This window comes from Maribellus sediminis, assembly GCF_011799805.1.
Classification (GTDB): domain Bacteria; phylum Bacteroidota; class Bacteroidia; order Bacteroidales; family Prolixibacteraceae; genus Draconibacterium; species Draconibacterium sediminis_A.
Genome location: NZ_WXUB01000003.1, coordinates 238,693 through 250,533 on the forward strand (window position 1 = coordinate 238,693; position 11,841 = coordinate 250,533).

Sequence of the window (11,841 nt, forward strand, 5' to 3'; positions counted from 1 at the left end):
TTTTACAGTGAAATGTCTACAATTTCGAATGGAATAATACCCGAAGGTACCTGAATTTCTACCATATCGCCAACTTTTTTCCCCATCAGGCCTTTGGCAATAGGTGTTTGAACCGAAAGCTTTCCTTCTTTCAGGTTTGCTTCACTTTCCGGAACCAATGTATACTTCATTGTTGCTCCGTTCTTTTGGTTTTTGATTGTAACCTTATTCAGGATCTGAACTTTAGAAGTATCAATTTTCGATTCGTCCAAAATACGTGCGCTGGCCACTTTGCCTTTTAACATGGCAATTTTAGCCTCCAGCATGCCCTGAGCATCTTTTGCTGCATCGTACTCTGCGTTTTCAGAAATATCGCCTTTCTCGATAGCTTCACCAATCTGCTTCGAAATTTTAGGGCGTTCTACATTCATTAAATGCTCTAATTCCTTTTTGAGCTTATTTAATCCGTCTTGCGTTAAATATGTTACTTCGGACATTTCGTATCCTCCTTTTAATTACTCTCTTGTTATACTATAAAAAAACAGAAAGAATCCCGGATATCCCGGGACTCTTCCTACTGCAAAAGTAAATATTTTATTTAAATCTCTGTCAATCCCGCGGAATAAATCTTAATAATGAATGATTTATAGCCGCTTACGTGTATTTCCTGTTTAGAATTTCACTATAAATTACCGCTTTCCTGAGCGAAAATTCCTCACCTTCAATTTTCAATTTTCGGGCTCGTGGTTCGAGTGCTTTTCGCAGCTCCTCTTCAATGTCGGACCGGCCTTCATTGTCCGCAGCAAACTCGTACTGCCTTGGTTTTTCAACCACAGGAGGCTGCTTCTGCTCCTCAATAATCTCATCCTCTTCTTCGTAATAAGCCTGAGGCTGAAACTGAGTCGCTCTGTTCTCTTCATTCATGATCAGGTCCCAAAAATCCATAGGTTGTTGCTTCGGTGCCTCACCGGGAGTACCATTGACCTGGGCAGCTTTTTTCTTATTTCGCTGTCCGATAATACCAATAGCAGCAACAACAATGGTTAATATAATGACGATCAGATCATCCATAAAAAACAAGTTAAAGCAATAAAATGCTAATTTTGCGTTTCAGTAAAAATAATAAAAATGAAGGAGTTGGTCTTGAAAAGTGGAAAGTATTTATTGATTTTTACACTATTTGTGCTGATGAACGCATCGTGCAACGACATTGAATCGCAAATCCCCGATGTTTACGTAAACCTGCCTATTAATCTTTCGATATACAATGAACTGACTGTTCCGGGCAATTCCTTGTATTTTCAGGGCTTTGGTTTTGGTGGCATTATTGTGTACTGCGAAACCGAAGGCTCATATTATGCCTTCGATGCAGCCTGCACCAACGAAATTAGCAGTTCCTGCAAAGTAGAACCCGATGGTCTTCTTGGAATCTGTTCATGTTGTCAGTCGCAGTATATATTTATTGGCGGCTATCCTTCAGACGGTCCGGCCTCAGCGCCCTTAAAACAATACAACACCTCGCTGTACGGAAATACACTCAGGATATACAATTAAAACGGGCCCCAAAACTGAGACCCGTTTCCAAATATATCCTTGTAAGATTCTAATACCTGTAATGATCAGGTTTGAACGGTCCTTCTTTCGGAACTCCGATGTAGGCAGCCTGTTCATCAGTGAGTTTGGTAAGTTTGACTCCCAACTGATCTAAATGCAAACGGGCAACTTCCTCATCCAGATGTTTTGGCAAAGTGTAAACACCAACTTCATAGTCTTTTTGCCACAATTCGATTTGTGCCAGTGTTTGATTACTGAATGAGTTACTCATCACAAACGACGGATGTCCGGTTGCACAGCCAAGGTTCACCAAACGGCCTTCGGCCAGCAGGAAAATGCTATGACCGTCTTCGTATGTATATTTATCAACCTGAGGCTTGATATTCGTCTTTGTAATTCCCGGCCACTTTTCGAGGCGTGATACCTGAATTTCATTATCGAAGTGTCCGATATTACAAACAATGGCCTGGTCTTTCATGGCAGCCAGGTGCTCTCCGGTAATTACGTCTTTATTTCCTGTTGTAGTAACAAAAATATTTCCTTCAGCCAGGGCATCTTCCATGGTTTTCACTTCGAAACCTTCCATGGCAGCCTGCAGTGCACAAATCGGGTCTATCTCGGTAACAATTACACGGGCTCCATAGCTGCGCATCGAGTGCGAACATCCTTTACCAACATCGCCATATCCGGCAACAACAACCACTTTACCAGCAATCATCACGTCGGTGGCACGTTTAATTCCATCAGCCAGTGATTCACGACAACCGTATAAATTATCAAATTTCGATTTTGTTACCGAATCATTAACATTGATAGCCGGTACCAGCAATTCACCTTTGTCGAACATGTGATACAAACGATGAACGCCGGTAGTGGTTTCTTCCGAAACACCTTTCCACTCTGCAACAGTACGGTGCCATTTTTGATTGTCTTCAGCAAGTGTTTGCTTTAACAGACTTAATATTTCACCTTCTTCAATGCTTTCCGGTTCAACATCCAAAACACTGGCATCTTTTTCAGCAGCATAACCTTTATGTATCAACAACGTAGCATCGCCACCATCATCAACAATTAACTGCGGCCCTTTTCCATCGGGGAAACTCAAGGCTTCGCGGGTACACCACCAGTATTCTTCGAGTGTTTCACCTTTCCATGCAAAAACAGGTACACCTGCTGCTGCTATTGCGGCCGCTGCATGGTCCTGCGTTGAGAAAATATTACAACTGCACCAGCGTACATCAGCACCTAATTCAACAAGTGTTTCAATTAATACCGCAGTTTGAATGGTCATATGAAGGCTTCCCATTACGCGGACACCATCGAGCGGTTTTTGTGGTCCGAATTTTTTACGCACCGACATCAAGCCGGGCATTTCTTTTTCGGCAATCTCAATTTCTTTTCTTCCGAAATCTGCAAGAGAGATATCGGCAACTTTATAAGCAAGTGTTTCGTTTACTGCAACTGTCATTTCCAATTGTTTATGCATGAATAAATTCGCTGCAAAAATAACAATTTCTACAACAAAAAGGTTGGGATAAATTTTGAAGGGCTAATTCCCCATGTCGGAAAAGAATTTTATACGCATCAAACGGATGTCGTCTTCCGAGTATTCGTCCTCGCCCAATTCGTTTAAAGCATCTTGTACTGAATCGGTTTTAGCTTCCCTGAAATAGTCAAAAATCTCATCCTGGTGATCTTCATCAAGCACATCATTGATGTAGTAATCAATATTAAGTTTTGTGCCAGAGTTTACGATTGCTTCCACTTCACCGATCACATCGCTAACTTCCAGACCTTTCGAGTCGGCAATATCATCGAAAGACAATTTTCGGTCGATGCTTTGAATGATGAAAACCTTCATTTTCGATTTATTGGCAACGGTTCGCACCACCAGATCTTCCGGTCGTTCGATATCATTTTCCTCGACATAGGTTTTTATAAGCGCGACAAACTCACGACCGTAGCGGCGTGCTTTCCCCTGCCCAACTCCCTGAATATTCTGCAATTCTTCTATCGTTACCGGATACTGAATCGACATGTCAGCCAGGGATGGATCCTGGAAAATTACGAAGGGCGGAAGATCGTGCTTCTTAGCAATCTTTTTCCGAAGGTCCTTCAGCATGGCAAACAACTGCGGATCGCCGCTGGCACCTCCTGATGGCGCTCCTCCTCCGGCTGTGTCTTCTCCTTCCTCTTCGTACTCGTGGTTTTTAACGAGCATAAAACTTTGTGGATTGGCTAAAAAATCGTGGCCCTTCTCGGTCACTTTCAGCAAACCGTAGTTTTCTATATCCTTATTAATAATACCTGCAACCATCGACTGACGGAAAACTGCATTCCAGAATCGTTCGTCGTGGTCTTTACCGGTTCCAAACGATTCCAGGGTATAATGTTTGAACGATTTTATTGCAGCGGTTTTATTACCAATCAGAATATTTGCAATGTGGTCGCCTTTATATTTTTCGTTGACCTCGAGAATTGCTTTCAAGGCAGTAACGATTTCATCTTTTGCCTCGATCTGCTCTTTTGGATTCAGGCAGTTGTCACAGTTTCCGCAGTTATCGGGCTCATACTTCTCGCCAAAATAATGCAACAGAATTACTCTTCGGCAGATCGCAGATTCCGCATAAGAAACGGTATCGAGCAAAAGCTGCTTTCCAATTTCCTGTTCTGCCACTGGCTTCCCGTGCATAAATTTCTCCAGTTTCTGAATGTCTTTATAACTGTAGAAAGTGATGCATTTGCCTTCGCCACCATCACGGCCAGCCCTGCCAGTTTCCTGGTAATACCCTTCCAGGCTTTTCGGAATATCAAAGTGAATAACAAAACGAACGTCAGGTTTATCGATCCCCATTCCAAAAGCTATGGTAGCAACGATCACATCTACCTCTTCCATCAAAAATTTATCCTGATTTCCCGACCGCGTCGCGGCATCCATCCCGGCGTGATAAGGCAGGGCTTTAATTCCATTTACCTGCAAGGTTTCAGCCAGCTCTTCTACTTTTTTGCGGCTTAAACAATATATAATGCCCGATTTCCCTTCGTTCTGTTTTATAAATTTGATGATCTGATTTGCCGTTTTTACTTTGGGCCGCACTTCGTAATAAAGGTTCTCGCGGTTAAACGATGCTTTAAATACCTGGGCTCCCAGAATTCCAAGGTTCTTTTGAATATCGTGCTGAACTTTTGCAGTGGCCGTTGCAGTAAGCGCAACAATCGGCGACTGACCTATTTCTTCAACAATTGGTTTAATACGGCGGTATTCCGGCCTGAAATCGTGACCCCATTCCGAAATACAGTGGGCTTCATCGATGGCGTAAAACGAGATCTTGATCTGCTTCAGAAAATCGATATTTTCTTCTTTTGTCAATGACTCCGGAGCCACGTACAATAACTTGGTTTTTCCGGCCAGGACATCTTCTTTCACCTGGGTTATTGCAGCTTTCGACAGCGAAGAATTTAAGAAATGTGCCACGCTGTCTTCAGCGTGGGTGCCCCTGATCGAATCCACCTGATTTTTCATCAAAGCAATCAAAGGCGATATAACAATTGCAGTACCCTCCAGTATCAGGGCCGGAAGTTGATAAATTAACGATTTCCCTCCTCCGGTGGGCATTAAAACAAAAGTGTCCTTTCCTTCCAGTACACTTTTAACCGCTTCTTCCTGCTGACCCTTAAAACGATCGAAGCCAAAGAAATGCTGCAATCGCTCTGTTAATACAATGTTCTTCTCCATAACCTACTCTCTCACAATATACTATTGTATGTCTTCTGAATTTCTAAATTATCAAAAGTAAACTAAACCACAATACTTTTTAATATTTTTTAGTTGAAATCAATAAAAATCATAACGCAAATTATGGCATTAATATTCCTAACAGCCTTATTCCACTCATTCTTTAAATAAACCTGACATAATCCATTTCAATGTCAGAAATTCAAAATGCCAAAATTTCGTTTACTTTTGTGATGATTTCTGAAAAGCCAATTAAGGGATGAGCGAAGAACAAAGTACAAAAAGAAGAGGCAGACAAAAAAACGAAGCCGAAATGTCGTTTCTGGAACACCTTGAAGAGTTAAGGTGGCACATCGTTCGGTCGGCAGCAGCCATTATGGTTTTCGCCGTGGTTGCTTTTGTAATGAAGGAGTTTGTTTTTGACACCATTATATTACGTCCGCGCTTACCGGAGTTCTGGACTAACCGAATGTTTTCCAAACTGGGTGATATGATTGGCTCCGAAGCCGTGAAAATTAATCAGGTTCCGCTAAAAATGCAGAGCATTAAAATTGCCGGTCAGTTTTCCACTCATATTATGGTGTCGATTATTGCCGGACTTATTTTGGCATCGCCGGTTGTATTTTACGAATTCTGGCGCTTTATTCGCCCGGCTTTGTACGAAAACGAAAAGAAACATGCCGGAGGAGCTGTATTTTTTACATCCATCCTGTTTTTGATGGGTGTACTTTTTGGATACTTCCTGATCGTTCCTTTATCCATTCATTTTTTGGGAACGTACCAGGTGAGCAGCCAGGTAGAGAATACCATTAATTTGCGTTCGTATATTGGTTCGGTAACTTCCATTTCGCTGGCAGCAGGTGTCGTTTTTCTGATCCCGATATTTTCATACTTTTTAAGCAAGGTTGGAATACTTACTCCGCAGTTTATGAAAACGTATCGCCGGCATGCTTATGTACTCATGTTATTGTTGTCGGCCATTATTACTCCACCCGATATTTTTAGCCAGATCATGGTATGTTTCCCGCTGGTATTTTTGTACGAGATCGGTATTTTTATTTCGCGTCGTGTAGTTAAAAAACGTGAAATAGAAATGGATGCCATGTAAGTGAACAGAAAAAATACGTTATTTGAACTGAAATGATTCTTCGAGCAGAAAATATTGTAAAGAAATACCGCAAGCGTACCGTTGTTAAAGGAGTTAGTTTTGAAGTGGAACAAGGCGAAATCGTTGGTCTGCTCGGACCAAATGGTGCCGGAAAAACCACTTCATTCTATATGATCGTTGGTTTGATCCAGCCATTTTCGGGAAAAATATATCTCGATGATGAAGAAATAACCAAACTTCCGGTATACAAACGTGCGAAAAAAGGCATTGGTTATCTGGCACAGGAAGCTTCGGTTTTTCGTAAGCTTAGCATCGAAGACAATATAAAAGCCGTACTCGAACTTACCAACTACTCAAAAGAGTACCAGCGTGAAAAACTGGAAACGCTTATCGATGAGTTCGGCTTGCAACACATTCGTAAAAGTAAAGGCATTCAGTTGTCGGGAGGAGAACGTCGACGTACGGAGATCGCCCGCGCCCTGGCCATCGATCCCAAATTTATTTTGCTCGACGAGCCCTTTGCAGGTGTCGACCCGATTGCAGTTGAAGACATCCAGGAGATTGTAATGAAGCTGAAAGAAAAAAATATCGGGGTATTGATCACTGACCATAACGTACACGAAACCTTAACAATCACCGACCGTTCGTACCTGCTTTTCGAAGGAAAAATATTAAAAGCCGGTACCGCAGAAGAACTGGCTGCAGACGAAGACGTTCGGCGCGTTTACCTCGGCCAGAACTTCGAATTGCGATAAATGCTATTTTTTTTCATTTTTTTATTTGCAGTTTCAAAAATCTTGCTTTTCTTTGCAGCGCTAAAATCAAAAACGGCATTTTTAAACGAAAAAATGTCAAATTTAGCTGAAATATTTCTCGAAAATTTGGTGGATAACAAAAATGAAGTATTTTTGCAGTCCCAAAATTAAGGGAACAAAACAGGATGGCCCGTTCGTCTAGGGGTTAGGACGCAAGATTTTCATTCTTGTAGCAGGGGTTCGAATCCCCTACGGGCTACTAATTTTTTTAAAGAAGAAGGAAGTAGAAAAATGGCACATCATAAATCAGCATTAAAAAGAATCCGTCAGGACGAAAAGAAGAGAGTACACAACAAGTACTACGCTAAAACTACGCGTAATGCAATTAAAGCTTTGCGTAATGCTACTGACAAGGCAGAAGCTGAAAAAATGTACCCGGAGGTTGTTGCTATGATTGATAAGTTGGCAAAACGCAATATCATTCATAAAAACAAAGCATCGAACCTGAAATCGAAACTGGCCTTACAGGTTAACCAGTTGTAAAAAAAATCAATTCGATATATCGAAACCTCTTCGGGAATCCGAAGAGGTTTTTTTGTGCCCTCAATTTCCCTAAACATGTTTCAAAATCTATTCGGCAACTTTTCAAAACCATTTATTATGGCTAATTTTAGAAGAGAAGTCTGCAATAATGTCCGAATACAAAAAACTGAATATAAAAGACTGGGCAGCCGAAGACCGGCCTCGCGAGAAATTACTTTCCAGAGGTGCCCGGGCACTTACTGATGCCGAACTAATTGCCATCCTTATTGGCTCAGGTAACCTGGAAGAAACCGCAGTTGAACTTTCAAAACGCATCCTTTCTGCTTCCGACAACAACCTTAATGAACTGGGGCGTAAAAACATCGATTTTTTAAAAGCCTTTAACGGGATTGGCGAAGCAAAAGCTGTTACAATCGCTGCCGCACTTGAACTGGGGAAACGCCGAAAAGAAGCTGAAGTATTCAACAAAAACAAGATAACGGGGAGTAAAGATGCCGCCGATTTCTTTTTCCCGATTTTAGGTGATCTGAACCATGAAGAGTTTTGGGTGATGCTGCTCAACCGTGGAAATAAAATCATCGACACCTTCATGATCAGCCAGGGGGGCATTTCCGGAACCGTAATAGATGTTCGGCTGATTTTAAAAGTCGCTTTGGAAAAACTGGCAAGCTCCATTATTCTATGCCACAATCATCCTTCAGGAACCATGCAGGCCTCGGATGCTGATTTGAAAATTACCTCAAAAATCAAAAATGCCGCTGAAATTATGGACATCACCGTCCTCGATCATGTGATCATCGGGCAAAACACTTATCTTAGTTTCGCCGACGAAGGCATGCTGAACCTTTAAAACCAGAGAAAATGATACTGATCTATGTGAAAAAAGTCAACCCAAGGATCGAATACATATCAAAACTAATTTTCAACCAGATACTTCAAACCGAGATTGCGTTCTCAACAAATTCGTCGGAATTTAGAAAATCGGATCTACCAAAGCTGAATTATTCAACCGATAAATTCGACGATGAATTCTACATTAAACCGCATCGGCTTATGTTTTCACGGGCAATGATAAAGCCCAACATTGAGCCCGTTTGGTACGAAGGCAACAAGTATTTCTGCGAGAGTTCACAGGATTCGGATCTGCCGTTCGATCCGCTGGCGGCTTCGTTTTACCTGGTTTCCCGCCATGAAGAATATACCGAAACGGTTCGCGATCATCTCGATCGGTTTCATGCAAAACAAAGCATTCTTACCAAATACGATTTGCTTAAAAAGCCTGTGGTAAATATCTGGGCAAAATTATTGGGTGAAAAGTTGAAGGAGCGTTATCCTGTTTTGGAGTTCACTGAAACTCCGTTTCGCTTTATTTCTACCATCGATATCGACAATGCCTGGGCCTATAAAAACAAAGGAACAATGCGGGAAAGTGCGAATCTGCTTCGATCGTTTATTAAAAACCGGGCTGAATATAAAGAACGAATGAAAGTGCTGCGAGGTAAAGCTAAGGATCCGTATGACACTTATGAATACCTCGATTCAGTTTTTAATGGAAACGAAGATAAGGTGCTGTTCTTCTTTTTACTTGGCGATTATGCGCGCTACGATAAAAATATTTCGCATAAGAATACACAGTATCAGAAACTGATTCGTGATATAAGAAAAAAATACAAAGTGGGAATACATCCCTCGTTTGCATCGAGTAAAAAAGGCAATCGTAAAAAAACGGGTGTTGAGCGTGCACGTCTGGAAAGTATCCTTGGAGAAGAGGTAGACAAAAGCCGACAACATTTTCTTCGCATTCAGTTCCCCAAATCGTATCGCAGATTGATAAAAAGCGGGATTCTGGAAGATTATACCATGGGTTATTCCTGTGTCTCCGGATTCAGAGCCGGAATTTGTACGCCATATTATTTCTACGATGTGGAACGCGAAACAACAACAAATCTGCTGATCACTCCGTTTCAGATTCTTGACGGGACCTTTACACATTACCAGCAATTAAAGCCCGAACAAGCCTGGGAAGAAATTAAAGGAATTATGACAGAAGTAAAAAAAGTTGGTGGTACTTTTGTGAGTGTTTGGCACAACGAAACGGTTAACAACAAAGGCATTTGGAAGGGCTTCCAAACGGTTTTTGAAGAAATGAACCGACTGGGTTTTGCCTGGGCCAACGGAAAAGAAAATTAGCGGCTTACTTAATACCTTTTAATGACAGAAAAGACAAAACTGCATTACATCAAACATCAGGATATCGACTACGATAAATGGGACCGGTGTATTGATGCAGCCATTAACAGCCGTATTTACGCCAACACCTGGCACCTCGACCGAACAGCAACCTACTGGGATGCACTTGTAATGGGCGATTACGAATATGTGATGCCACTTCCAATCCGACGAAAATTTGGCATTACTTACCTTTTCCAGCCGATGTTTTCGCAGCAGCTTGGTATTTATCCCGCAGCCAATTCCACCATTAGTTCACAGTTTTACGACTACCTGGTCAGGCACTTTCGTTACGCAAAAGTCCATCTGAATGCGGGTAACTTACCCTGGAAAAATAGCACATCGGTAGATTTTCAGGCCAAACAAAATTACCTTCTGCCTCTCGAACAGAGTTATACCGGCATTAAGAAATTCTTTTCGAGCAATGCCAAACGCAACATTGCGAAAGCCAATACGAATAATCTTTCCCTGATTCAGGGCATTCGTTTGGAAACGTATCTCGATTTTATAGAGAAAAATCTGCAAGCCAGTATATCAAAGTCTTCAATAGCTACCTTGAAAAACCTAATCGCATACGGACAGTATAAAGGATTTGGTGAGATTTATGGTGTATATACATCAGATAATGAGCTGTGTTCGGCTGTTTATTTTTGCCGCTGGAAAGATCGGGTGATCTATTTCAGCGCCGCTTCAAACGAAGCCGGAAAAGAAATGGGAGGAATGTATTTCCTGGTAAATGAATTTATTAAGCAAAACGTTGGCAAAAACCTTACGCTTGATTTCGAAGGTTCGATGCTGCCCGGAGTTGCCCGTTTTTTTGACAGTTTTGGCGCCAGTCCGGAAACCTATTTCCAGCTTCACTTTAATCGTTTACCTTTGCCTCTCAAGTGGCTCAAAGCTTAAAAAATATGGCTGATTTTGTCCGGAATAGTAGAAGTCAACTTACAATGCATGTATCAGTATCCAAATAATTTGATGGAAGGTCGTTTATAAAGACGAATAATTTTCATGATAGAATACTTAAAACATAGCCAAATTAATAAGCAGAAGTGGGATGCAAGCATTGAGAACAGTCAAAACGGGCTTGTTTACGCGCTTTCCTGGTACCTCGATTGTGTATCGCCAAATTGGGATGCTTTGGTTTTAAACGACTATGAAGCAGTAATGCCACTTACCTGGCGACGGAAATATGGGATCAAGTACATTTTTGTCCCCTATTTTACGCATCGTTTGGGAGTTTTCGGATCGAAAGAAAATATTGAGCAATACTCCACTGCATTTCTTGAGTCAATACCCAAAAGCTTCAAACATATTCACTACAGTTTTAATACCCACAACAGCCTTAAGCATAACAAAATAAAGCTCATCCCTAATAATCTGGATTTATTAGTACTGAATAAAAGTTACTCAGAATTACAAAGCAACTATTCGAAAAACCACCTCAAGAATATCAGAAAAGCTGAAAAGCACAATCTGAAAATTGAAGAAAGTATTGAGGTTAAAGAGTTTTGTAACGATTACATTGAAATACATACCGCTTTAGGAAAATTCTCGAAGTATGAAGGAATATTCGAAGTCTTTAAACCTTTGTGTGATCTGATCGATAAAAACATAAAAACTTATTGCTGCCGGGTTAAAAACGATGATGAAACGAACGCAGTAATAATGTTGGTGATTTTTAAAGGAAGAGCAATTTTTCATTCAGCAGCTTCTTTAAAAGGGAGAGAAAACAGTGCTCAATACCTACTCATTGATCACGTCATCAGGAAATTTTCAGATACCGGAATTATTCTTGACTTTGCCGGATCAAACATTAAATCTATTAGTTACAGGAATAAAGGTTTTGGTACTTCATCCGAAAGCTTCCATTCAGTTTTCTATTTTCGTTTCCTGGATAAAATTCTGAATCGTTGATTCATTCAATTCAAAAGCGATGA

12 protein-coding genes and 1 tRNA gene are annotated in these 11,841 nt (G+C 41.1%); 9 read left to right on the forward strand and 4 right to left on the reverse strand.

Annotated elements, in window-relative coordinates; translation table 11 throughout:
- Positions 1-2: 2 nt before the first annotated feature.
- Positions 3-476: a transcription elongation factor GreA gene (greA, locus tag HFD85_RS12880; RefSeq protein WP_167610304.1), complete on the reverse strand. Its 474-nt coding sequence runs from the start codon at positions 474-476 to the stop codon at positions 3-5.
- A gap of 157 nt (positions 477-633) precedes the next feature.
- Entirely contained in the window at positions 634-1,050 is a 417-nt protein-coding gene (locus HFD85_RS12885) for a hypothetical protein (protein WP_167610307.1), read from the reverse strand.
- 57 nt (positions 1,051-1,107) lie between these two features.
- On the opposite strand from HFD85_RS12885, the gene HFD85_RS12890 reads away from it, so the two are divergent.
- Entirely contained in the window at positions 1,108-1,533 is a 426-nt protein-coding gene (locus HFD85_RS12890; RefSeq protein ID WP_167610310.1) for a Rieske (2Fe-2S) protein, read from the forward strand.
- Positions 1,534-1,582: 49 nt separating this feature from the next.
- Here HFD85_RS12890 and ahcY read toward each other — a convergent pair whose 3' ends face one another.
- Positions 1,583-3,001 carry an adenosylhomocysteinase gene (gene ahcY / locus HFD85_RS12895; protein ID WP_167610313.1) on the reverse strand — a complete coding sequence of 473 codons (1,419 nt, stop codon included), beginning with the start codon at positions 2,999-3,001 and terminating at the stop codon, positions 1,583-1,585.
- Positions 3,002-3,082: 81 nt separating this feature from the next.
- The gene (gene recQ, locus HFD85_RS12900) at positions 3,083-5,269 is read right to left on the reverse strand and encodes a DNA helicase RecQ (protein WP_167610316.1); all 2,187 of its coding nucleotides are present in this window, start codon (positions 5,267-5,269) and stop codon (positions 3,083-3,085) included.
- Between the two features lie 259 nt (positions 5,270-5,528).
- Here recQ and tatC point away from each other — a divergent pair, with 259 nt between their 5' ends.
- The 8 genes from tatC to HFD85_RS12940 all read left to right on the forward strand — a co-directional run bounded on the left by tatC (position 5,529) and on the right by HFD85_RS12940 (position 11,818).
- Positions 5,529-6,377 (forward strand): twin-arginine translocase subunit TatC, encoded by an 849-nt coding sequence (tatC, locus tag HFD85_RS12905; protein ID WP_167610319.1) that lies wholly within the window; start codon positions 5,529-5,531, stop codon positions 6,375-6,377.
- Between the two features lie 32 nt (positions 6,378-6,409).
- A complete protein-coding gene (lptB, locus tag HFD85_RS12910; RefSeq protein ID WP_167610322.1) occupies positions 6,410-7,132 on the forward strand; it encodes an LPS export ABC transporter ATP-binding protein in 723 nt (240 codons plus the stop codon).
- A gap of 187 nt (positions 7,133-7,319) precedes the next feature.
- Positions 7,320-7,391 (forward strand) — tRNA-Glu (locus HFD85_RS12915).
- 32 nt (positions 7,392-7,423) lie between these two features.
- Positions 7,424-7,675: a 30S ribosomal protein S20 gene (gene rpsT, locus HFD85_RS12920; RefSeq protein ID WP_167610325.1), complete on the forward strand. Its 252-nt coding sequence runs from the start codon at positions 7,424-7,426 to the stop codon at positions 7,673-7,675.
- Positions 7,676-7,823: 148 nt separating this feature from the next.
- A complete protein-coding gene (gene radC, locus HFD85_RS12925; RefSeq protein ID WP_167610328.1) occupies positions 7,824-8,525 on the forward strand; it encodes a RadC family protein in 702 nt (233 codons plus the stop codon).
- A gap of 11 nt (positions 8,526-8,536) precedes the next feature.
- On the forward strand, positions 8,537-9,865 hold the full coding sequence (locus tag HFD85_RS12930; protein ID WP_167610331.1) for a polysaccharide deacetylase family protein: 1,329 nt from the start codon (positions 8,537-8,539) through the stop codon (positions 9,863-9,865).
- 21 nt (positions 9,866-9,886) lie between these two features.
- On the forward strand, positions 9,887-10,807 hold the full coding sequence (locus HFD85_RS12935) for a hypothetical protein (protein WP_167610334.1): 921 nt from the start codon (positions 9,887-9,889) through the stop codon (positions 10,805-10,807).
- Positions 10,808-10,912: 105 nt separating this feature from the next.
- The gene (locus HFD85_RS12940; RefSeq protein ID WP_167610337.1) at positions 10,913-11,818 is read left to right on the forward strand and encodes a hypothetical protein; all 906 of its coding nucleotides are present in this window, start codon (positions 10,913-10,915) and stop codon (positions 11,816-11,818) included.
- Positions 11,819-11,841 lie beyond the last annotated feature (23 nt).